Origin of the sequence: Tengunoibacter tsumagoiensis, assembly GCF_003967535.1 — a bacterium.
In the GTDB taxonomy this organism is placed as follows: domain Bacteria; phylum Chloroflexota; class Ktedonobacteria; order Ktedonobacterales; family Ktedonobacteraceae; genus Tengunoibacter; species Tengunoibacter tsumagoiensis.
Genome location: NZ_BIFR01000001.1, coordinates 3,956,667 through 3,979,971, shown reverse-complemented (window position 1 = coordinate 3,979,971; position 23,305 = coordinate 3,956,667). Strand labels below are relative to the sequence as shown.

The 23,305-nt window shown below is 48.5% G+C and carries 21 protein-coding genes; 8 read left to right on the top strand and 13 right to left on the bottom strand.

Annotation, left to right across the window (positions count from 1 at the left end; genetic code table 11):
- Positions 1-52 precede the first annotated feature (52 nt).
- The 5 genes from EL628_RS15670 (at position 53) to EL628_RS15650 (ending at position 6,677) form a co-directional block, all read left to right on the top strand.
- Positions 53-2,365, top strand: a complete 2,313-nt coding sequence (locus EL628_RS15670) for an ATP-binding protein (protein WP_126580863.1) — start codon at positions 53-55, stop codon at positions 2,363-2,365.
- Positions 2,366-2,372: 7 nt separating this feature from the next.
- The gene (locus EL628_RS15665; RefSeq protein ID WP_126580862.1) at positions 2,373-2,828 is read left to right on the top strand and encodes a response regulator; all 456 of its coding nucleotides are present in this window, start codon (positions 2,373-2,375) and stop codon (positions 2,826-2,828) included.
- Positions 2,828-3,946 carry a hybrid sensor histidine kinase/response regulator gene (locus tag EL628_RS15660; protein ID WP_126580861.1) on the top strand — a complete coding sequence of 373 codons (1,119 nt, stop codon included), beginning with the start codon at positions 2,828-2,830 and terminating at the stop codon, positions 3,944-3,946. Before EL628_RS15665 ends, EL628_RS15660 begins: the two co-directional genes overlap by 1 nt.
- A 138-nt stretch (positions 3,947-4,084) precedes the next feature.
- Positions 4,085-6,001, top strand: a complete 1,917-nt coding sequence (locus EL628_RS15655; RefSeq protein ID WP_126580860.1) for a hybrid sensor histidine kinase/response regulator — start codon at positions 4,085-4,087, stop codon at positions 5,999-6,001.
- A 106-nt stretch (positions 6,002-6,107) separates the two neighbouring features.
- On the top strand, positions 6,108-6,677 hold the full coding sequence (locus EL628_RS15650) for a hypothetical protein (RefSeq protein WP_126580859.1): 570 nt from the start codon (positions 6,108-6,110) through the stop codon (positions 6,675-6,677).
- A 111-nt stretch (positions 6,678-6,788) separates the two neighbouring features.
- Here the strand turns inward: EL628_RS15650 and EL628_RS15645 are convergent, their stop codons facing one another.
- The 3 genes from EL628_RS15645 to EL628_RS15635 form a co-directional block, all read right to left on the bottom strand.
- The gene (locus tag EL628_RS15645) at positions 6,789-7,295 is read right to left on the bottom strand and encodes a hypothetical protein (protein ID WP_126580858.1); all 507 of its coding nucleotides are present in this window, start codon (positions 7,293-7,295) and stop codon (positions 6,789-6,791) included.
- A 216-nt stretch (positions 7,296-7,511) separates the two neighbouring features.
- On the bottom strand, positions 7,512-9,089 hold the full coding sequence (locus EL628_RS15640) for a sodium:solute symporter family protein (RefSeq protein ID WP_126580857.1): 1,578 nt from the start codon (positions 9,087-9,089) through the stop codon (positions 7,512-7,514).
- An 86-nt stretch (positions 9,090-9,175) separates the two neighbouring features.
- Positions 9,176-9,370, bottom strand: a complete 195-nt coding sequence (locus tag EL628_RS15635; protein ID WP_126580856.1) for a DUF3311 domain-containing protein — start codon at positions 9,368-9,370, stop codon at positions 9,176-9,178.
- 406 nt (positions 9,371-9,776) lie between these two features.
- Here EL628_RS15635 and EL628_RS15630 point away from each other — a divergent pair, with 406 nt between their 5' ends.
- Both EL628_RS15630 and EL628_RS15625 read left to right on the top strand, forming a co-directional pair.
- Positions 9,777-11,153 carry a phage portal protein gene (locus EL628_RS15630; RefSeq protein ID WP_126580855.1) on the top strand — a complete coding sequence of 459 codons (1,377 nt, stop codon included), beginning with the start codon at positions 9,777-9,779 and terminating at the stop codon, positions 11,151-11,153.
- A 2-nt stretch (positions 11,154-11,155) separates the two neighbouring features.
- Positions 11,156-11,539 carry a hypothetical protein gene (locus EL628_RS15625; protein WP_126580854.1) on the top strand — a complete coding sequence of 128 codons (384 nt, stop codon included), beginning with the start codon at positions 11,156-11,158 and terminating at the stop codon, positions 11,537-11,539.
- 14 nt (positions 11,540-11,553) lie between these two features.
- Here EL628_RS15625 and EL628_RS15620 read toward each other — a convergent pair whose 3' ends face one another.
- The 9 genes from EL628_RS15620 to EL628_RS29845 all read right to left on the bottom strand — a co-directional run bounded on the left by EL628_RS15620 (position 11,554) and on the right by EL628_RS29845 (position 20,580).
- Entirely contained in the window at positions 11,554-12,528 is a 975-nt protein-coding gene (locus tag EL628_RS15620) for a hypothetical protein (RefSeq protein ID WP_126580853.1), read from the bottom strand.
- Positions 12,529-12,812: 284 nt separating this feature from the next.
- On the bottom strand, positions 12,813-14,564 hold the full coding sequence (locus EL628_RS30280; protein WP_176589863.1) for a hypothetical protein: 1,752 nt from the start codon (positions 14,562-14,564) through the stop codon (positions 12,813-12,815).
- A gap of 236 nt (positions 14,565-14,800) precedes the next feature.
- On the bottom strand, positions 14,801-15,241 hold the full coding sequence (locus EL628_RS15610) for a hypothetical protein (protein WP_126580852.1): 441 nt from the start codon (positions 15,239-15,241) through the stop codon (positions 14,801-14,803).
- Between the two features lie 57 nt (positions 15,242-15,298).
- Positions 15,299-16,432 carry a hypothetical protein gene (locus EL628_RS15605; protein WP_126580851.1) on the bottom strand — a complete coding sequence of 378 codons (1,134 nt, stop codon included), beginning with the start codon at positions 16,430-16,432 and terminating at the stop codon, positions 15,299-15,301.
- A 25-nt stretch (positions 16,433-16,457) separates the two neighbouring features.
- Positions 16,458-17,048, bottom strand: coding sequence for a hypothetical protein (locus tag EL628_RS15600; RefSeq protein ID WP_126580850.1), 591 nt, complete (start codon positions 17,046-17,048; stop codon positions 16,458-16,460).
- A 94-nt stretch (positions 17,049-17,142) separates the two neighbouring features.
- The gene (locus EL628_RS15595) at positions 17,143-17,433 is read right to left on the bottom strand and encodes a hypothetical protein (protein WP_126580849.1); all 291 of its coding nucleotides are present in this window, start codon (positions 17,431-17,433) and stop codon (positions 17,143-17,145) included.
- Between the two features lie 99 nt (positions 17,434-17,532).
- Positions 17,533-18,111: a hypothetical protein gene (locus EL628_RS15590; RefSeq protein WP_126580848.1), complete on the bottom strand. Its 579-nt coding sequence runs from the start codon at positions 18,109-18,111 to the stop codon at positions 17,533-17,535.
- 19 nt (positions 18,112-18,130) lie between these two features.
- Positions 18,131-20,143 (bottom strand): phage major capsid protein, encoded by a 2,013-nt coding sequence (locus EL628_RS15585; RefSeq protein ID WP_161975534.1) that lies wholly within the window; start codon positions 20,141-20,143, stop codon positions 18,131-18,133.
- Positions 20,143-20,580 carry a glycosyltransferase family 1 protein gene (locus EL628_RS29845; protein ID WP_161975533.1) on the bottom strand — a complete coding sequence of 146 codons (438 nt, stop codon included), beginning with the start codon at positions 20,578-20,580 and terminating at the stop codon, positions 20,143-20,145. The genes EL628_RS15585 and EL628_RS29845 overlap by 1 nt, the downstream gene beginning before the upstream one ends.
- A gap of 399 nt (positions 20,581-20,979) precedes the next feature.
- On the opposite strand from EL628_RS29845, the gene EL628_RS15580 reads away from it, so the two are divergent.
- A complete protein-coding gene (locus EL628_RS15580; RefSeq protein WP_126580846.1) occupies positions 20,980-21,765 on the top strand; it encodes an HD-GYP domain-containing protein in 786 nt (261 codons plus the stop codon).
- Positions 21,766-21,951: 186 nt separating this feature from the next.
- On the opposite strand, the gene EL628_RS15575 is transcribed toward EL628_RS15580, so the two are convergent.
- Positions 21,952-23,085, bottom strand: coding sequence for a sigma-70 family RNA polymerase sigma factor (locus tag EL628_RS15575; protein ID WP_245994113.1), 1,134 nt, complete (start codon positions 23,083-23,085; stop codon positions 21,952-21,954).
- Positions 23,086-23,305 lie beyond the last annotated feature (220 nt).

The window sequence follows — 23,305 nt, the reverse complement described above, 5'->3', positions numbered from 1 at the left end:
AGTTGAGATAATGAAGGAAAGAGAGTGCGTATCGAGATAGACAAAGAGCATCATGAGTAGGAGTGTTCGCGTGTACGGGCAAAATGAGAATAGAATAGCGGAAAGTGAATTTAGTAGTGAAAAGATTGACCTGACAAATTGCGATCGAGAATTGATTCATATCCCTGGCGCGATTCAACCTCATGGAGTTTTGCTCGTCCTGGCAGAGCCGGATCTGCGCATTGTACAGATTAGCAATAATGCCAGGGCATTCCTGGCGCGAGAACCTGAGGAGCTGCTCAATCAACCATTGGAGAGCTGTCTTGACCCTCAACAGGTCCAGTTATTGCAAGAGAGAAGACTGCAGCCGGATCTTGAGGCGCTCAATCCATTACAGATCACCGTACACAGTACACCTCAACCAGAGATATTTGATGGGATCATTCATCGTATAGGTACGCGGCTTATCCTCGAACTGGAACCTTTCAACCCCCAAATAGAGAATCCTTTTTCTAATTTTTATCATCTCATGCGATCCTCCACAGCAGTGCTTCAGCGGGCCAGAGATCTTCCTATCTTAAGTCAGGCAGCAGCTGATTTAGTCCGTGAATTGACGGGCTTTGATCGCGTTATGATCTATAAATTTCATCCTGACTGGCATGGAGAAGTCATTGCAGAAGCGAAAAGAGAGGGCTTAGAGCCATTTCTTGGTCTGCACTATCCAGCTTCCGATATACCCCAACAGGCTCGCGAACTGTATCGGCATAACTGGTTACGACTGATTGCCAACGTTGCCTATCAACCGGCGGCATTACTTTCAGTCGATAACCCAGGCCCACTGGATCTTAGCGGATCAGTGTTACGGAGCGTCTCACCCATGCATATTCAATACCTGAAGAACATGGGTGTAGGAGCCTCGATGTCTATCTCTATTTTGAAAAACCAGCAGTTGTGGGGATTAATCTCCTGCCATCATGCCACCGAGCGCTATGTACCTTATATCACACGTGCAGCCTGTGAATTTCTGGGCCAGATCCTCTCTCTACAGATAGCAGCCAGAGAAGAGCTTGCTGATAACATGTATGAGATGGAGGTCAAAACAAAGCAGTCGATCTTATTGGATCTCTTGCTGCAAACGGAACGGGTTGAAGATGTATTGCAAGCACAGTCCGAACGGATTCTTCAACTTGTAGAGGCCCAGGGAGTGGCCATTTATCTAGCGGACCGTTATTTGGCATCAGGAAAAGTACCTGATCAAGCGACGGGACTACGTCTATTAGAGTGGGTAAGGCCACAGTTACATGCTGAAGAGTTCTTTGCAACCAATGCCCTCGCGACCCTATGGGAAGAAGGGGAGAGCATTAAAGAGATTGCCAGTGGTGTACTGGTAATCTCCATCTCAGCATTACAGAATAGCTACCTGCTCTGGTTTCGTCCAGAGATCATTCAGCAGGTGACATGGGGAGGTGATCCAGAGAAGCCTATGCAGAGCGACCAGCAGGGGATCATCTTGCATCCACGGACCTCATTTGCAGCCTGGAGTCAGACTGTTCAGAGAACAGCAACCGCCTGGAAAAGGTGTGAAATAGAGGCGGCCCTAAGTTTACGCAGTGCGATCGTGGATCGTGTATTGCGGAGCCTCCTTTTGCATCGCAACGAAGAACTCGCCAGCCTGAACGAGCGTCTGGAGGAGAGTAATCAAGAGCTTGATTCATTTGCATATATTGTCTCACATGATCTTAAAGAGCCTTTGCGCGGAATAAGTAACTACGTCTCTATATTAGAGGAAGACTATCATGATCAGCTTGATGAAACAGGCATAGCCAGATTAACCACATTAACCCGACTCAGTGCCAGAATGGGAGAGCTGATCGATGCATTATTGCATTATTCACGGGTTGGGAGGGTTGAACTAGCGTTTGTTCAAACGGATCTTAACGAGGTTGTGCAGAGAAGCCTGGAGATGGTAAGAGGAAGAATCGAAGAGGACAGCGTACAGGTGCATCTAATTGAGCCTTTACCAACCATACGGTGCGATCGTATCCGGGTTGGTGAGATATTTAGCAACCTGATCTCAAATGCCATCAAATACAACGACAAACCAGCGAAAGAGATTGAAATAGGGGCTCTGCCAGAGGAAGAGCAGGATGGGATGCGACGTGTGACCTTATACGTGCGGGACAACGGAATTGGCATACGAGAGAAATATTTTGATTCGATCTTTCGCATTTTTAAACGCTTGCATGGTCGTGATACATTCGGAGGGGGGACGGGTGCAGGCTTAACCATTGTCAAGCGCATTGTGGAGCGCCACAGTGGAAACATATGGGTGGAATCAGAGCCGGGCAGAGGGAGCACCTTCTACTTCACCCTTGTTGAAAGGTAAAAACACAATGAGAAGAAGTTCTGCATATCCACTTTTAATTGTCGAGGATAATGACGAAGATTTTGAGATACTGGAGTGGGCACTACAAAAATTATCTATCAACACTCCAACGCTTCGCTGTAAAGATGGCGACGAAGCATTGGACCTCCTGTATCAACGTGGAAAATATAGTGATGTGCAGCAGTATCCGCGCCCGGCAATCATTTTGCTTGACCTGAACCTTACCTTAATGGATGGGCATGAAGTGTTAAGTCATATCAAGCGAGATGACACATTGAAAATGATTCCAGTCATAGTATGGACTACCTCATCAGATCCCAAGGATATTGAGATTTGTTTCCAGGAAGGAGCCAATAGCTATATTTTGAAGCCAATGACGGTAGAAAAATTGTTAGAGGCAGTAGAGATGTTAAACCATTATTGGTTTGGGGTAGTCATGTTACCAGACAATGCGGGGACGTGATGACAGAGAAGAATCCAACTATCTGTCTTATTGAAGACAATCCAGAAGATCGAGAAGTGTTTCGGCGCTATCTCCTCCAGGATACAGACTATCAGTATCAATTCTATGAAGAAGAAACGGGAGAGAAAGGGCTTATCCTGTGTCGTACCGTACAGCCAGACTGTATTCTACTGGACTATAATCTCCCAGATATCGACGGTTTAGAGTTTCTGACCGAGCTTGCGGACGAGAGTAATGGCCTGGTCCCTTATGCCGTCGTCATGCTAACAGGCTTACAGGACGAAGGAACAGCACTCCAGGCGATAAAGAGTGGAGCGCAAGACTATCTTGTCAAAGCCGAGATGACACCGGGCAATCTCCTGCGAGCAATTCACAATGCCATTGAGCGGACAGCGATGAGGCGAGATCTGGAGCAGCATCGCCGTGAGTTAGAGAAAAAGAACCAGGAGATTCAGGCCTTTGCTTATGCATTGGCTCATGATCTTCGGGCTCCTTTGCGTGCAATTACAGGTTTTTCACAGATTGTTGCAAACGACTACAGCACAGATCTTGATGAGACTGGTAAGCATTATGTCAGCAATATCGTTCGAGCCTGTTTGCAGATGGATCGTATCATCGATGATCTATTGAGTTACACACGGATTGAGCATCGGGCAGTGCGCCTCAAGCCAGTTATGTTGCGCTATAGCTTACTTCAGGTCATTGAGAACTGTCGTAGACAAGCGAATGGTGAGGATGCCAGCATCACCCTTGATGAACGAATGCCAATGGTTTACGGAGATCCGACACTCATCAACCAGATCTTTATGAACTTGATTGATAACGCACTGACATACGTGCCACCTGGAGTAATAGCAGAGATCAAGATCAGTGCGCGAGAAGAGAAAAGCTTTGTCACAATCTGCGTGGAGGACAATGGAATTGGCATTCCGCCGAAGCAGTATGAGCGTATCTTTGCCATCTTTCAACGCTTGCATGGAGATGATCTTTATCCGGGAACAGGCATTGGACTGGCTATTGTCAAGAAAGCAACAGAACTGCTGGGAGGGCAGGTCTGGGTTGAGCCCGGACCAGAGCAAGGAAGTCGCTTCTTTGTCAGGCTGCCAGGGACGGGCTAAAGAGAGCTTGTTGTGACTCTGAAAGGAGCAGAGCGAAACTGAACAATGTCTTGAAGAGTATTAACTCTAAAGGCTGAGATTAGAGAACGTTCATTGACCAATGGTCTATGTAAAGATACAGAATGCTGGAGAGAGCCTGTGAGATTCTTAATTATTGATGATAGTCCGGCTGATCGTGAGCTGGTTGTACTTCGGTTACGTAGAGAGTTTCCGGAGGCAGAATTTGTGCAAGTGGATCGGGCAGAGCGGCTGGATGAGAGCTTAACCGAGGAATATTTTGACATTGTACTCACAGACTATCAGTTAAACTGGACCAATGGATTGCACGTGCTCAGCCAGGTGAAATTGCGCTATCCAGAAGTGCCTGTCCTCATGGTAACAGGAACAGGAAGTGAAGAAGTCGCGGTGGAGGGTCTGCGTTCAGGCCTTAGCAACTATATCTTGAAAAGCCATCTTGATCGCTTGCCGCAGGCGGTCCACGAAAGTCTGGAACGAGCACGTCTACAGAGGCAGTATGAGCAGGCTATTGAGCAACTGCGAGCCTCTGAAGAGCGGTATCGAGAGATCTTCGAGCAAGGGCTGACCGCAATTTTTGCTGCCACTCCTGAGGGCGAATTGCGCACCTGTAATGCAGCCTTTTTGCGTATCTTTGGTTTTACCACCGAGGAAGAGGCCCTGGGGGCCAACATGCGCGAGCTCTATTGCCATCATGATCACTACCAGCTTTTCCTGGATAAATTGATGCGTGAGAAGAGATTGAACTATCATGAGATAGAGATGAAGCGCAGAGATGGGCATCTCCTCTATGTGGTTGAGAACGTCGTAGGTACTTTTGATGAGCAAGGAAGATTAAGCGAGATCAAAGGCTATATCTTTGACATCACCGAGCGCAGAAAGCTTGCCAATCAGCTTCAACAGGCGCAACGTCTGGAGAGTGTGGGTCTGCTTGTAAGTGGAATTGCGCATGATTTTAATAACATGCTGGGGGGAATCCTCGGTTATTCAAGCCGTGGCCTGGCTCGTATCACGACCAGCCATCCGCTCTATAATGATCTATCGCGTATTTACGAGATTGGCGGTCGCGCCGCGCGAATGACGCAGCAATTGCTTGCCTTTTCGCGTCGCCAGATGTTAGAGCCAACGAATGTTAATCTAAACGTCGTTGTTGATAACTTATTAAGCTTTTTAAGTAAGATCCTTGAAGACCATATTGACTTCACCTTTGAACCTGAGTCAGATCTAAAAACAGTCTATGTTGATCCTGGCCAGATGGAACAGGTCTTAATGAACCTGTGTGTGAATGCACATGATGCCATGCCTGAAGGCGGCAAACTGATTATTCGAACCGCAAACGTGGCACGAGAGATGATTCAGCAGAAAAGTCGGACGCCTTTAGAGGCACCTTACTATGTGCAGATCTCGGTACAGGATACCGGGATTGGCATGGATGAGGCTACAAAGGCGCAGATCTTCGAACCATTTTTTACTACGAAAGAGATTGGCAAAGGGACAGGTTTAGGCCTCTCAATGGTGCATGGTATTATTGGCCAGCATAATGGATTTATTGATGTTGAAAGCGTTCCAGGGGAAGGAACCACTTTTACACTCTATCTACCTACTGTTGAAGCCTCTGCGCAGCAGATCACCCCTATAGTAGCAGAGCGTCGAGATATTGAGACATTACAGGGTGGAAACGAAGTCATTCTGGTCGTTGAAGATGATCCAGATCTGCGGTGTTTAATGGAAGAGGCTTTAGGGGAATATGGATATACCGTAGTGAGCGCTTCGGATGGATTTGAGGGCTGGCAACTTTTCCAGGAGCGTGAACAGGAGATTGCTCTTGTCGTTTCCGACCTGATGACGCCTAAAATGAAAGGTAAAGAGCTCTACAATGCCATCTCAGAGCGGAGACCAGAGACGCGTTTCCTCTTTGTCAGTGGCTATCAGGCCAATCAGATCAGCCAGAACTTTGTACTGGATAAAGGTTTTGCCTTCTTGCCCAAACCTTTCGACCTGGATGAGCTAGCTGCTAAAGTGCGAGAAGTGTTGGGCTAGCTCATCACCAGGCTTTCTCATCCATGATGACACATGGTTCCTCCGTTGTTTTCTTTGTTATAATACGTTGTGTTCAATCTACAGAAGAGCAGGAGCAGTGTCGGTCATGAATGAAGTCGACCCAACCCAAACCCAGAATGTGGCACAAAAGAGACCTTTTTTTCGCAAGCGCTGGATGGGTTCAGCACTTGGCGTGGCAATAATTATACTGGTTACCTTTCTGGCGGTGCGCTATGCTCCACCAGAAGGAGAAGCGAATAACACTACGGGCGATCTTCCAGAGACACCTACAGTGACTGTGACTAATTTGCTGGATCAAGTCAATCTGAAGCACGAGGTTGACTTTCAAGGGGTGCATATTACTCTTTCTCAAGCGATGCTGGCCACCCATTTTTCCAATGATCGTAAGCGGGCGGGAACCTATACCGTACGAATCATGGCACAGACGAAGAATAATGGATCGCAAGCTGTAGGAATAGACTATGCGCAGTTACTCGACCTTATCTTGCCGGATGGCTCGAAAGTCAAATCGAAATATATCTCGATTAAGGCCATTCAATTGCCTGATAGCCCACAAAGCGGTTTTTTCGATTTTCCCGTGAACGAGCAGGTCCCCCTTGCGGATCTCAAATTGCAGTTTGATGAGCATACCATCGTCCCACTGGGTGAGGGATAGCGTGAGAGGATGGCAAGCAGGACGCTGGTCTGGTTCTTTGTCCAGCCAGCATCCTGCTCGCCATCCTCTCACGAAGCGGGTTCTTTTATACCAAACAAGATAGCGCCATGTTCACTCGTCTTCATTAGCGATGCCAACGTGTTCAACGCGCTGCTGAACATCGGCCAGAGCCTGTATGCGTGGGGTCTTATATTCAGTCTGGTAAGTCATGACAAGATCTTCTAATTGGAGATAATATTCAACGAGCAGGCGATCGCCAACAGTGGTATGGTTAACGCAGTCCTCCAGGATAGCTTCAGCTTCTTCATAGGCCTGCAAACGTTCCTGTGCTTCTGTGAAGGTTTGTTGTATATGGGTAAGGCGATCAGACTGTTGTTGGAGCTCTCTGCGCCGTAGACGTCCCTCCTGTTCATAGGACAGTTGTACGTGTTGCAATTGCAGCGCTGCTTCACCAATCTCAATCACCGTCTCGCGCTGCCGGCGTTTCAGCCAGGAGCGGATGGCGTGAAGGCGGACCAGTGGGCTCGCATTCTCAGGTAAGCGAAGATGATCATCCGAGAGAAGCTCATCGCTTCCAGTCTCAGCCGTTTCATCCGAAAATTCCTCATGCATACTCATTAGTCAGATCCTTCATGAATACATGTTGTAACGATAGGTCAGCATATGGTTTTATCGTAGCATAACAGGGCAAGGGTTAGTATGTATTAGAACCTTTGGCGAACATGATCTGGTACCACCCTTTTGGCCTTCATATCCTTTGAAGGACTTGTAGAGCATGGTTGTGCACCGTCAGAGATCGTGAAGCGTATTGCTACCAGGATAAGCGGTGCCTGTTTAGATAAATGGTTGAATACCAGTTTCGGCTGGAATGGGTGGAGCATGCTCCTCTTCATAGTCGGAGGGGAGTGTGAGATCATAGCGTTGACCTGGATCGAGCATATTGAACAAAGGCGTCAGTAAAACAGTCAGCAAAAGATTGATAAGCAACGCCAGGAGCGCGATATAGATGGGAAGACCAAACAGGGTATAGGTAGAGGCTCGATTATTGAGAAGCGTCAGCAGCGTACCGAGGAGCATAGAGACCCCCCAGCCGATCAGTAAAGCCCAGCGATTGAACCAATGGGTATAGAGACCGAGAAAGACCGCAGGCAAGGTCTGGAGAATCCAGATCCCACCAAGGAACTGAAGATAGACAATCTGTGTAGTTCTACCAAGAAGAAGAAAGAGAAGCGCCCCAAATTTGATCAGAAGTGAGGCAAATTTAGCCACGCGCGTCTCCTCATAGGCATCAACCTGCTTACGGATAAACCCCTTATAAATGTTACGGCTAAAGAGCGTTGCTGTTGCGATAGACATGATCGAAGCTGGCACGAGAGCGATAATAACCAGCGTTGCCATCGTAAAGCCAGCAAACCAGGAAGGGAAAAGTTGAATCATCAAAGCCGGAAAAGCGCTATTGGTGCCAAAGTCAGCTATAAAATGAATATTGGAAGCAATAGCCATATAGCCAGCAATCGCAATGACTCCCAGTAAAAGCGTGTAGATGGGAAGAAAGATGGAGATGCGTTTTATAACCTGCTGGCTATGGCAACTGAGTATGCCAGTGATCGTATGAGGATACAGAAAAAGCGCCAGAGTGGAGCCTATTGTCAATGAGATGTAGGTAACTTGCTGCTTCGCTGGAATAAGATCAGAGAACGTGTACGTTGTCGCTGCCTTCATATGTGCGGCGGCAAAGATGGGAGCGATACCATGGAAATGAGATGGTATCAGGAGAAGGAGCGCGAGAACCACAACGAATAGCATGGCATCCTTTAAAAATGCCATCAGCACAGGCGCACGTAGTCCGCTGGTATAGGTATAGCTAGCGAGAACCAAGAAAGCAAGGAGTAGTGGAAGATCTACAGTCTGACCAGCGATGGTAAAGGTCAGAGGGAGGCCCAGGCCAGCGATAGCTAATTGAATACCATACATCTGGAGTGCAATATAAGGCATCGCTGCCAGCAGACCCGTAAAGGCAACTGCGCGTGCCAGCCAGGCACTCCCAAAGCGAGCCTGTACGAAATCGGCAACAGTAATATAGTTATGCCGTTTGCAGACTAGCCATAAACGGGAGAGTACCACAAACACAAGAGGATAGACCAGAGCTGTATAGGGTATCGCAAAAAAACCACTGACGACCCCAATACTAAACATTGCTCCTGGAATAGCAATCACCGTACTGGCCGTATAGATATCACCCCCCAGTAAGAACCAGCTAATCGTTGATGTAAAGCGCCTGCCTGCCAGCCCCCATTCTGGTAGGAGCGTGAGATTCCCCTTTTGCCAGCGTGCGGCAAAGAAGCCAATTATTGTCACAATAATAAAAAAGAAGAGAAAGATGGCCAGAGCATCAAGTCGAAGTTTCATCATGTTTTTAGTCCCTTTATGCTTCTCTGGAGAGGTGTGTCGGTAAGGTATCTAAAAATGCTTTACATCTAAGTTGATAAGAGAGCAGGCTATTTTTCATACCAGTACACAATCGCGCTAATGAGCATAACAAGGAGGACACAGAAGAATTGATACCAGTAGAAAAAAGGGATTCCAATGAGGGTGGGATTGTATCTATTATAGAGGGGTGTACAGAGCAGAGCAATGAACGGAATAAGAAAAAGAAGGGAGAGCCAGCGACGACGATCAGGTTTTAGAGCCATAGAGATTTTCCCTTCATTGTACGGGCCAGAGCGATAGGAATAAGCAGTAATGAAGAGCTTTACATAGGTAGGATAGTATTCAAATCTCTATTACAACAATTAAAGACGTTGACATCACTGAAAAAGTGAATGGTAGAGAACTATTTCACGATAGGAGCCAGCGATGTTACTTAACAAAAAAATGAAATGAAAGTATTTACTGTAAAATAAAATATATATCAGATTTTAGCAATTTGTCAAATCCTCTGAAAAAGCATTCATGGTGATCATTTTAGCGGTCTAGTGGGCGAAAACTTGACAATGTACGTAAAAAAGTGTAATATGATTGTATATCCTCTTGTTTGAGAACTTCCCTCCTCTACATTTCTCGGAGCTCCGTTCCCCCCTTTTTTCAGGAGTCTATCCTATGTCATTTCTCTCATTCTGGCGCCATCACGGCACACGTGGGGTGTTTTCATCGATTCAAGAACAGCTTTCTTCTCCAACAGGCTGTACCCAGGAAGATCAGTATTGGGGCCGTTTGGCAACTGGTGGGGAAGAGGACTATTATTGGCGTCGTCTGTCGGATAATTGGTCGATGAAAGATGTGATGCCTTCGACCTATCTCGAGATTCATAATGCCTGTTACGAAGCTTACAATGCGAACCCTATTGCTTTTGCCATTATTGAGATCACCACCAGTTTTGTGCTTGGGAAAGGGGTCAGTATTACAGCCAGCGAACCAGTCGTTCAGCAGATTTTGCAGGATTTTTGGAACGATCCCGATAATCATATGGATACACGAGTGTATTCATTGTGTACTGAACTTTCCCTCTATGGAGAGCAGTTTGTCCGTTTTTATATCAATCGTTTGAATGGGAAGGTCAAAATACGTCAGATTGATCCTTCAATTATTGACCAGATTGAGACAGATCCAGAAGATATCGAGACCCCGATGCGCTTTCATCTGAGGCCGATTGGCCCGGCAGTGGTCCTGCCAACAGCCACAGATGTACAGAGGAGCCTGAATACTGAGGGTGAATGGTTGCTCGCTGGCAGTGACGTGGTACAGTTCTGCATCAACAAGGTCTCGAATGCAAAACGAGGAAAAAGCGATCTGGCGACGCTTCTCCCCTGGTTGAGACGGTATAAGGACTGGTTGACGGATCGGGTCCGCATTAATAAATACAAGTCCGCCTTCTTGTGGGATGTTCAGTTGCAGGGGGCAGATAAGAAAGCGATTGATCGCAAGAAGATGGAATACGCCTATCCACCAGAACCAGGCAGCATTATCATTCATAACGAGGCAGAGAAATGGTCTGCGGTCCGCCCAGAGATCAATGCGAACGAGGCTGAAGCCGACGGACGTGCGTTAAAATTGATGCTGGCCGTTGGTGCACAACTTCCGGAGCATTATCTCTCAGATGGAAATTATGGGAATCGGGCGACGGCGGCAGAGATGGGGCTACCAACCCTTCTTAAATTTCAGCGTCGTCAGCATATCCTGCGCGCCCTCTTGAGGACCATTCTTGATCGGGTTATTCTAGAGGCGCAGAAGGCTCACCGTCTATCAAATACACTTGCAACAGACTATGAGATTCTCTTTCCGCAGATCGACACGGCTGACCATCAGACGCTTGCCAGTGCAACACAACTTCTGATGGGTGGTCTGACTCAGGCAAAGCAGCAGGGTTGGATTAGTGATGAGACTGCGATGCGGCTTTTGTTTCAGTGTCTTGATGAAGAGATTGACCTGCATGATGAGCGAGAGCGAGTATGGCTTGGCGATCAGAAACGGAGATGAGCATGCCACTAGATGATCGAAAAGCGCAACGGATCCTCCAATTGATCAATCGAAGCTTTGCTGGTCGCCAGCGTCCAGTTGTTGTCGTGTATCGAACGGGTGTGGCCTACAGCTATAGCCTGCTTCAGGTCATTATGCGAGCTGAGCAGAATAGAGAGCCTCAGATCTTGAGTGCGACAGGTCAGCCGCTTCCACAAAGTACAGATACGTGGTTACTTGCCCCCCTGGGTACAAATTTCACCGGTGCAGTGTATATTGCTGATACTGCAACGGCCAACGCCAGTGCGGTGGCCGCCTCAGCAAAATATGAGATCATTGAGGTGCTGCCAGTGGGGCTTGTGCCGGGAGGGAGCCATCTTCGCCTTCAACTCCGGCGGATGAGGTAAGATCTGTGGCTGGTTTAGCCAACGGTGCAGAGGAGCCCCAGACCATACTGAGCAGCCAGTCGTAATGCCATTAAGAAGGTTTCTGCGTGTGTAGGAAGAACCTCGTCAAGCAAACGGAACTCAGCAGGAATGTGTTGCTGCAGGCGGAAGAGAGCATAGTCTTCTTCCGCCTGTGCAGCTGTTGGCGGAATAGCCAGTTTGAGGGAATCAGAGAGTTGCCATAACTCTTCAGGTGTAAGGTAGCCAATAATATTTTCATAAGGCTCATTGGCCCGATAGCCAAAAGGCATACGACGACGGCCACAGGCCAGGAGCTCAAAAAGTGCCATGCTTCTTATAGAGGTGCTCGCTAACCAGCCACGAAGGTGGAGAATTCCTGGTTGATTGCCAATATTAACCCCGAGCGAGCGTTCATCTTTCATAACCTCTTCGATCTCTTCGGCGTCCTCATCCTCTAGCAAAAGGGGTTCAGTTGCGCGTTCTTTAATCTCCTGGGCCAGATCCTTAAGGCCAGCGGCGTGTAAAAAAGAGATCATTTCATGTCGACTTAAGGCAGGAGTCGATGAAGCGTGTGCGGGTTGAGAGACCTCTTGTTGAGGAGATGGAAGGGTAAACCAGGATTGACAATATTCGGTGACCAGAGCTCCCCAGATGACACGCAGGGCCTCTGATTGTTGATAGAGCTGAGGAGGATGGCGATGAATATAGCTATCGCTCAAGGGAGTATAGAGAGTAGGAGTGCAGAGAGCCTGATATTCTGGGAGCGTATGGGTGCCGCGTGGTAACTGTTTGACGAAAGTTTGAGCGCGCGGCCAGGAACAGACTGGTCGTAGTGGAGCGGGAAGAAAACTTTCTTCGCGTGCGTTCTGTGTCTGTTGATAGAGCTCAGAGACGAACGATGAATCCCCATCAACGAGCCAGCGAGCGAAGGCTGGCATCACACGCTCAGTATAAGCACCCCAATCAAATCCGTGGATTCGCACAATCATCAGAAAGTCTGACCTCATCTATTCTTAAAGTAAGCTTAGGAGCAATAGAGTAGCGTTATCTACCCTGAAAAAAGAAAATTTCATGCAAGGCAGAAAATCCTTATCATGAAGGTTTACCCTGGAAAAATATTGCTTACAGAGGTATTATAGCGCACGAAATTTTAATTCCCAAATAGAGATGTAGCAATTGAATAGGACCAGTTGTACTGTTATTCCTGCGGAGAGAACGGGTAGTACAACTGGTCCTATTTAATTGCCAGCATAGATATGACGGCACAAACTGGTTATGATTGGCTATCCTGGTATTTGGTATGAGTCCCTGTAATGTCACTCTCTGTTGCGGGCCGATCAGGGAGTGCATAGAGCCCAATCTGTGCCTGGCGCATAATTGTCTCAAGAATTGGATCGCCTTTGACATCAACCGTAGGGATATCATCCTTTGGCTGCGTCGGAGGGACCGGGTGTTTATTTGAATGAAGCGGATTGGCCCCAAAGGGATCATTGGGATTTAGAGCAGGAATCGGGCCGGACTGAGAGGAGAGAACAGAGGGTGAGAAGGGATCAGCCTCTGTTTTAGGAAGAGAGAACGAACCTGTATGCTGTTTCTGAATAAAGCGATCAAAAGAATCGCTATCGGGGACAATCAATCGTGGCGAGGTCTTTGAATCAAATTCTCTTTGCGTCTGTATGTTTGGATTAGTTGAAGGAGCTGGTGTCATAGGGACATCAGGAACCGAGAACTTCCCCGAATGAGACGAGAGCGGTGTGGTTGTATAGCCGCTCCCAGATCCAGCAACAGGAAACTTACCAGAATGACCTGATGGCGTTTCAAACAAAAACGTATCTGCGTTGAATGGATTCTGTGGTGAGCGCATTTTATCCATATTTGAATGCGTAGGAAGCATAGAGATGTTGTCTTGCCCGATGGAACCTCCAGGCGTATGAGGCGAGGCCGTTGGCATCTGGAAGCCTGTGGCTCCGGCTGGATGAATCTGTGGTCGTGTTTGGGGGCCCAGGACCTGCGCAAAATCGACATCCAATAGAGGAGCATTGTTCATAGTCTGTCCTCCTGGTCGCTGATGAGAAAATTGTGCTGGGAGCGAACTTGTAATCGGGCGCAAGGCACTTGGTTTATAGTCCAGAGATTGTCCAGGCATCTGTAAAGGAATCTGGGCAGATTGAGGAAGGGCTCCTTTTACCAGAACCTGTTGTTGTGTTGGGGCAGAAGCGAAGAGAGCATTGTTCGGTCCGCCAATCGATGCCCCAAAGGCGGGCTGAGAGAAGAGAGCAGGAGCATTGTTGGGTGAGAGCTCGTCGCCAGAGGGAAGCCAGGGATTTTTAGGGCTTTTGGGGCGAACAGGTCCACCCTGGTCTGGCCGCCGTTTCCAGAAAATAAAACCAATAATCGCGCCAACAATCAGAACCAGCAGGAGAACCAGACCAGCCGGTAAGAGAATGCCATTGAGATCGGTTGACGATCCTGCTGCTGGAGAGGAGGGTGGGGTATCTGACGTGTTGGAGGTCTGTTGCCCCGTTGGAGTGCCTGAGGTGCGGGGAGTGCTGACAGCCGTTACCGTCGCCGTTGCCGTAGATGTAGCCGTAGGCGTCCCAGTTGTTGGAGTCTGAGTGCCGGCTACCATTGTTGGATTGATCGTATTCCCTGCTGTTGGGGTTGCCGTAGGCACAACCTTCGTCGGAACGGGCGTTGAATTGGCAGGCGTGGCAGTGGGAACGGGAGTAGGCGCAGTTGTTGGCGTGGCAGTAGGCACAGCGGTAGGTATGGGAGTGGGAGTTGGCGTAGGTGTTGGTGTTGGACTGGGAGTGGGAGTTGGGGTGGGCGTATCAGTAGGTGCTGGCGTTACAGTATCCTGAGGAGCGAGCGAAGCGGTAGTTTGTAATGATTGGGAGTTGTTAGCATATGCATTTGACAGGACAGAGATGAGCCCGAAACAAGAAAAAAATAAAAGCAACAGGGATGTTCCCGCAACCAGGAGATGTCGGCTCAAAAGAGATTTGAAATTAAAATATCGTTTCATAGACCTGGCCTTCCTGCACAGATTTCTTCATTGATCGTCTGCCAGCCTCTGTACAAATATGGTCCCCGCTACTTCGGAGGTGGTAACATGAGGCGTTTGCTTGAAAGATGATGAATGCAAATAAATAAATAAAATAGTAACACTGATCAGTGTAGTTGGAAGGGTAAAAAGCTGTCAAGAAAAATAGAAAATGTACTACTACATGTAATTGTATTATTGTGTATTATCATGTGTCACTAGCCTTCGAGAAGTTCAATAGTAACTTCATAGGAGAGTGCCAGAGGACCACCGGTTGCTAAAGCGAGCTGTTGAGTATGCAGATCCAGAACAGTCTCGCGATAGTTATCAATATGAACGGTTACAGCAGTGGCCCCGATGGGATCGCTATAGAGAACGGTACTTCCTGTAGAAGCGAGATAGGAAGCGCGTAGGGTATCGCGATATTGTTGGCCTGTCAATCCTGTGGGGGTACCATCATAGCGTGTCAGTTCATTGAAACAGAGAATGACGAGCTGCCATGTCCTTTTTCCTGGTCCTAGATCGACATAAGCGAGCCCACCATCGGCACGAGGCGTTGCTCTTCGTAGCCGAGGCTGCTGCATCTGATAGGAACCCGGCTTGAGAAAGTAGCCTGTACCATCCAGAATGAGCTCGCAATCCAGTCCGATTGTTGGCATCTTCAATCTCCTTTTCCTGCTGGTGCGTTGTTAGACAGTCGCGCATGTCCGAATTATTTACAGCCTTCCCCAATGAATGGGGATCTCTCCCCAGTGGATGCGGGCTGCGTAGGCGAAATCGCGCTGCTGTTTAATCTCCTGCAAGCGCTCCTCAAACTGCTGGCGTCGGCTCGTAATTGCAGCCAACCAGGCCTGTGGGCTCTGTGTGTCATCAATGCGATCATGAAGACTGCCATCTTGAAACTCGAAATTATCGTTTGTACTGACCTGATAGGCTTCCATGGCATAGACGGAGGCTCCCAATATGATACTATCGCGATGAACTTCAGGAATTGTGGAGCCACTTGTATCGAGTTGATGTCTGGTCGCGTAGAAGATTCTGATAACCTGTGTGTTATCCTTTGGTAATTCCGCGTTATTGAAGGTCAGAGTAAAACTGGGAGAGCCAGTCCTTCCCTGAAGATCAGGATTGCCACCAGCAGCCAGAGCAGTTGTACTATCAAACAAATTGGAGTATTCAGCAAACGCGCACTCTCGTGGCGGCCAGAGCATTATTCCCGATGTATTGATCGTAGGGGGCTGTGCGCGATTCAGGAGAGCACTATCAGGCAGATTATCCAGCCAGCTCGTCGTAGTATTATCGTCAATTGTGCCAAGCAAGAAAAAGAGTTGACCATTGACCTGAGTACGATAGAGATTGCGACCTATAACCGTATTCGTTCCGCTCGAAGTAAGAGTTGATGCAAATGGAATAGCAGAGAGCAGAACTGTCTGGTTCCCACTGGTAGTTGTTACCGTCACGACAGGTGAGGGAGTCGTCTCGCCACCTGGAGTGAGCCAGGTAACCAGATAACGATAGGTCCCGATATTCAGGCCAGAGCCCGCGTTTGCCTGCGCTAATGGAATGGCCGTAGGAGCCGGAAAGGCAGAGCCATAGACTTGCAGAGGATAGATAATCCTTTCTAACCACCAGACAGGATAGCTTCCATTCCAGGATTGAGGATAGGGGTAGGTGCGCTGATAGGGTTGTGTAGCCATATCGGTGTACATAATATTGGGATAATACTGTGAATAGCGATCAACTGCTTTATCGATAGCCCGATCGAGATCCATCGTTGTCCAACGTTGATTGGGGCCCGCTGGATCAAACAGATCCAGACGGAGAGCAGCTTCTATATCGGTGAGCAGCATCACAAATCCTCCTGATCAGCCCGGCTTAGCTGATGTATCCATAGGTATAGAGAGTAAGCAAACAAGTGCCAGTAAGAGCTTTAATATCAATCTGCCCGGTAGAACTGATGGGTAAGAGGCCATTGCCACTGAAGGTTGTATTGGCTGCTGCTAGATTTCCAACGGTCGCATAGAGTCCCAGTGTTGTGTTATGAGGAGCTAATTGAATGGATGCATTGTTGGTGGAACTGGTAAAGATAACGGTATAGAGTACCCCAGAGCAGCCAGAGGGGAGGCCAGTTCCCCCACCAGTCAGAGTATAAGTACGCGTCGTATTGACTGGAAGCGTATCGTTATTGATCTGGCGATAGCCTGCAACACAGGTCAGGCGACCAGGAAGTGGCGTTGGGAGACCACTACTGCCATTGGGAAATGTTGCCAGTAGAACTGCATCCTGTCCATTGTGTTCATCGAAGAAGAGTACGGCACAGAGAGCGCCAGGTAAGAGAGAGCTTTTATCCAGAGCGGTATTGACCGGCACCCCCGTCAGCGCTAAAGAAGTGGCCTCAAAGAGGAGGATCGAAGCCGTATAGCTACTGGTATCGAACGAGATCAACAGCCCTCTTCGTATATTCATTCGAGTATTCATTCATGGCCCCGTATCTGATCATAAGCTATGGCTGGAGAGATGTTTCGCCTGAGAGAGCATCTCTCCACCGTGTTCGTGACGATCAGGCGTCGTTGCTCATCGTGCCAGGGGAGACGGTGGCATCCCCACCCGAGCACGCATGGAAGCTGGCGGCAGTATAGGTAGTATTCAGCAATGTATTGAGATTGCTTGCGATAGCTGTAAAGGTCTGGCTACCCGATGGATCAACGCGGACAAATGTCCCATCCAGAGGAAGGATGCCATCCGTGCTCTGCTGGAAGATGCAGAACGTTCGTGGATTGAGATAGCTCCCGATCGGAGCCGTCTGTCCACCATTATAGCGGCCATAGGTAAATTCGAGGAGATCGAGCATCGAGTTATTCCCTTTCTTGTAGAATGGTGTGCAGCTCTAGACTTATAGCCTGAGCCATCTGAGCACACTCTTACGAAACCAAGATCGATGCTGGCGCTTTTAGAGTTCTAGCCAGCGAGCAGTGATTGAACTAAAGCCAGAGGCATAGGTCTGAAGAAAGACGACAAACCCGGTAGAAGTGCCGGGGGGAAGCAAAAGGATGGCCCCATTGGAGAGAAACTCAATCGGAGTGACATTAATAACAACTTGCGCATACGGTGCAGTGAGCGTCTGCGAGGTGTTGCTATAGCTGCAACTACTGTTGAGTGCGGAGGGTGTAGCGCCAATGCGATTGGGGGTAACATTTGCCGAACCTGGGTAGGATGGATTGACCGTCACAGTCTGGAGAAACAGACTAATCGAGTTGACACTGGCAGTGCCGGAAGAGGCATAGAGGGAGTAGATGAGAATAGTCTTCCCTGTTGAGGCTGGATTAAAGATGCAGAGCGGATAATTGCCAGCAGCAACATTCAAGAGTCCGGTAGTTGCCGTATAGCCCTTTCCTTGCTGAAGCGAAGCGAGAAGTGCAGACTGCGTTAAAACGTTGCCCTGAGCATCTAATTGGAGCGCCTGCCCCAGCCCGGTCAGGGTGGTACCACCAACCAGTGCTGAGCCATCGGCATTGATAAAGCCTGTCATAAGCTAGCCCTTTATCTAACTAGATGCCACGATACATCCCGCGATAATCGACGACCGCCCCACCAAATTCATGGCGGATCTTATAGGTAATCACATCCTGAGTAAAGTTGAGTCCAAAGAGCGGTTGATCCTGAATAAAGAGTGCTGGATTGACCTGGCCTCCCACAAATCCAATCTCAATTGTATCCACCTCGCGTGGATCAGCGATCAGGAACCATTGACTCGAGTTTGAGAGTTGTGGCGAGACAATTGGAGTCACATAGCCCAACATCGGGTTAATATCGTTGGCATTTCCGCCCGGCATACCAGCCGATTTTGTGACAATCATCGAGCTCCATTCTAGTTCAGGAGGCACAACCAGAAAATGCGGGCGGAGTCCCAATCGCTTTCCTGCATAATTGGTCTGTTCACGCATGGCTGTAACGCCAGTCTGCATGGCGCTCGTACTTAAGGCCGCCGCCCCAAGATTATTATGGGGGGCGCCTGTCGTAAAGAGCGCACTGCCATCGTAGATGGTTGAGTTGGAGCTTAAGAAGCCATACACAAATTCAGCAAGCGTGTATGCGGCAGAGACGGCAAGCTTGGTTGGAATCTGTTTAATGGCTTGTAGATCATCATTCACAATCACCTCGCGTGAGACCGTCACCAGATTGCCACGTTTCTGTGGCACATAGGTTGCAGCCGAATCGGTAAGGGTCATTGTGCTATAAGAGCTATCCTCTGCTACGATCGAGAGAGAGCCAAAGGCCCCCAGGCGCACACGGGTCTGCTGCTTGAAATCTCGAATGGGCACAATCGTTGTAAACTTCATCCACTCAGCTGGCCAGGCCTGATAATCTTTGAGTAAGCGTTTATTCATGCTTGTACCAAGCAGATACGAGAAGGATGCAGTTGTTGTATCTGCCTCGCTGATATGGGCGATGGGGGCGCTTTCTGAGACACGGATAGTACCTAATGTGGAGCGTTCAGTAAAGCCAGCGACAGCCGGATCTCCTGTGACACGTGCGTACGCCTCGCGAATACTGCCAAAGGGCCTGATTGGACCAAGGCGGCCAGTATCCACCTCTAAATCAAACATCCGATCAAAGGCGGCCTGAATTTTTTCGGCCTCACTAATAACATGGCTAATGTCAGGTTTCTCATAGGTATGGCCGCGAATGAGGCCCGATGAGGACAGGGCAGACAGCATAGAGTGTTGTGCTTGTAGCTCCGCATCTAATTCATGTTGTTCAAAGAAGCGATTGGTATAGCGGTCGCGGACCAACTTTTGAACCGCCTCAGGTAAGGCTGACTCCAACAATCGGCGTTCAAGCAGTATCTGAGCTCGTTCAAGCTGTAGTTCACGTTTCAATTCTGTAATTTCTGCCAGTTGAGGCGTTAGAGAACTCTGGTGCTCTTGAACTTGTGCCGATGAAGATGGTAGGGGAGAGGAAGCGGAAGTTACATCCATAAGGTGATCTCCTTGTGAGGTAGAGGGCAAGTAACTGGATAGAGGGGCATCATGATGCAGGATACGTTGAAAGCGCCCTCCAGCGCTGGGGCGTGTCACAACATCACACGAATTAAGCGCTATAACCTGGATAACATCTTTAGCTCGTGTTGCCTCATTGAGCTGCCACCGGCCAAAGATATCAATTGAGAGCCCGATGAGTTCAGGCTGCTCAAGCCGACAGGCCTCTTGAATCAGTGACCAGAGCCATTCAGCGGCCTCTAGAATATGCAGTGTTGCCTCAACCCGGCCGGGCTGCTCAGGCGTGCCTGCAACATAGAGAGCATCCTGATAGAAGCCAACGATATCTCGTACTGAACGTGCATCGTGGGCAGCCTCAGGGCGAACATGATCCGTATAGGCATGGGCCCCTTCAAGGCAACAGGCAATCTCCTGGAGAATACACTCATTGTAATTGTAGCCATTTTTAGATAGCCCACCTTGTAGTACTGTGACACGAACTGCGTGCCCCTGGGGGGAGAGAGCATGATGCTCTTGAATTTCACCATCCAGGCGTATCGTTGTAGAGCTCTGTTCAGGCATCAACGCCTCTCCTCTTCTGCTAAGCCCTGAAAGAGTAGATCGAAATGACGAGCTCGATACCCATTGACCCCTGACTGATCCATAAATGACGTGCGATAGTTGTGATGAGCTAATTGCTGATAGGTAGGATCTTGCTGTAACAGGTCTTGAGCCGCATCTGCGAGATCTCCAGGGCGCTCTACGGTTGGCCATACCACATCTGGTCCTTCAGGATAAAGATCGGGGAGAAGTGGATCATGTGCTAATTGTGCAGACATGAGAAGATCTGGTGAGGGAAGCGGGGAACTAACGAGGAGATCGCTGGTAAAGGGAGGAATGCTAAGAGGAAGAACATAGTCAGTCAGATCAGGTAGCAGAGGATCTGGTTTGAGGGCATCAAACAGGTCAAACTGGAGGCCTGATAGCGAACCGGAAAGAGCATCATCTTGTTGCATCATTGTGGCTCCTGAGAAAAAGAGAAGAGGATGAAAAGTAGTGTGAAGAGGTAGTAAGGAGGAAAGCCTTAAGATATCAAAAGAAAAGATATCTTGCTTATAAAAAAAGTATAACCAGAAGAAGTTTAAATGTCAAGAGCACCTTCAAAGATTTCCCCTCATTGTAAAATCGAATGATAGAGTGACAAAAAGGTACTATTTCACAATGAGGCAAAAATGCTTTGTTTTTTTTCAAGAAAGCGTGAACATCTTTATAACAAAAAACGTAGATAATAGAGAAGAAGGTAGCAGTTCGTACGGCAAGGACTGAACTGAATCTTAGCAAGCGATAACCAGGAAGTGCAACCAAGGCGTACCCGCCCACATATTGCCAATGCCCATTGGCAAAGGAGTCATGCCGCTATGTTCATTAACAGTACCGTTGCATTTTGCGTGGGGAACTTCATGCGTCAAGAATTACAGCGTGTGTTAGCGAGCCATGTCTTGAAGGAGGAGCAGGCTTTTCTGGCTATTCATTCATTGCAAGAAACCTTGTCAATTGTCAGCCCGGTAGAAATTGCGGTCGTGCGGACGCTGAACATCTTTTGTGATCGCGAGACCTGTGCTCATGCACTTCGGCTCTCAGTGTTTGCCGAAGCAATTGGCGCGGCTTTAGGGCTCTCTGCAAGAGAGGTGCAGTGGGTACGACTGGCGGCGCTGTTACATGATATTGGGAAGGCAGGCATGGCATCTGACATCTTAGCGAAACCGGGGCCTCTGGGCGAGGAAGAATGGCAAAAGATTCGCCTCCACCCTCAGATTGGACAACATATCCTGCTCGTTGCAGGTGGGGTCTTTGCTTCTCTGGCAGCAACAGTTGTGTCACACCATGAGCGTTGGGATGGAGCAGGCTATCCAGTTGGGTTAAGTGGCGAAGCGATCCCAAAGTGGGCGCGAATCCTGGCAGTCATAGATTCTTACGATGCCATGACATCGTATCGACCTTATCGGCAACCGTTGCTACTAGAGCAGGCATATCACGAACTTGAGCAAGGGGCGGGTTACCAGTACGACCCGCACGTCGTAGCAGCATTTCTTGCTGTACTCGACGTGCGGAGGGCCTTAAAACCTCCTTATATTCCAAGAGTAATGTTTATACCACAGAATGCTTCTCAATTAGAACCAGTTCATCTGGATTATGCAAGCTAACGTAAACTCTCTGATAGAGTGCAAATGAGCCATTCGTACTAGAATTATTGTCAAAGTACCTATTGAAGCATATTCATACGACAGCGGCGAGAAAACCGCAAGTTCTTCAGCTTCGTGGTAGTTCACAATTCATTGCATAAAACCATTAGATTATAGTTTGTCAGGGTTACTCTCCAGAGAAGCGCATCAGACAAAATCCAGGAGATGAACCTGAATAGGTTGCCGAAGGGTACGCAGTGCCTTTACTTCAATCTGGCGAATACGCTCTCGGGTCAACTTGAAGTAAGCGCTCAATTCTTCAAGTGTATGGCAATAACCATCATGAAGGCCGTAGCGTAATTCAATGACCTGACGTTCGCGTTGATTCAGAGTCTCGAGGGCGCGGCCAATCTGATCGCGTAGTACCTGATGGGTGACCACATCAGCAGGGGCGGCAGCATGAGTATCTTCAAGCATATCTGCGAGATGGTACTGTTCATCCTCAATCAGAGGGGCATCGAGAGAGATAGGCGCTTCAGCCATACTTTGTAGCTCTACGATGCGTTCTTTGCTAAGGTGGATAGCCCGCGCAATCTCTTCAGGAAAAGGATCGCGCCCGAGATCCTGATAAAGCTGGCGTGTAACCCGTTTCATCTTATAAATGAGTTCGACAACATGAACAGGGATATGGATCGTGCGCGTGTGTTCAGCAATTGCGCGGCTGATCGCCTGGCGAATCCACCAGGTCGCATACGTGCTAAAGCGAAAACCTCGTACTGGATCGAACTTTTGCGCCGCTCGAATGAGCCCGAGATTCCCCTCTTGAATAAGGTCTAAGAGGGAGACACCATGATTATTATAGCGTTTGGCGATGCTGACGACCAGACGCAGATTGGCTTCTACGAGCCGTTGCTGGGCTTCGAGATCGCCAGCGATAATACGCTTTGCCAACTGCATCTCTTGCTCCGCTTTGAGCAAGGGATAGCGGCCAATTTCGGCTAGATATTGTCGGATCGCATTCTCAACCTCGTTCTCATCGGGATCTTCTTCTTCCAGGTACTCATCATCTTCATGGAAGTCTGTCGAGCTTGTTTTTTGGCGTCGCTCGGTGCTTTCGGACCCTTCTGGAAAAGTCTCGTCCTCATTCCATGATGAAAGTTCACTGGTCTTCTCACCTTTTTTACGACTGGCTACTTTTCCCTTTCTGCTTGTTCCAGCTCTATGGCGAGCCGTCGAATTCTTGTGTATTTGCTGCACTTCGCCCTGTCCTGAGGCCAAAGGCGGCTGTACGTCAAGTGCTGTCTCTCTTTGTGTGCTCGCCTGTTTGATAATGGCTACCATATCCTACACTCCTTATACCTCAAATCCCATTCCACAACTTGGTAACCGGAGATATTGGCGTTAGTCAACTGGACCATCCCTGGTGCTAACGCACGCCCGAAATTTTTTCGGACATCTACCCCCTATTCTTTAATTGTGCAAGATATGTGCCAATATAGAGGTATAGGTATATATGCTGCCTCTATCCACAAAGGGGGCTCTCCTCCGGTTTCTTTCTCAG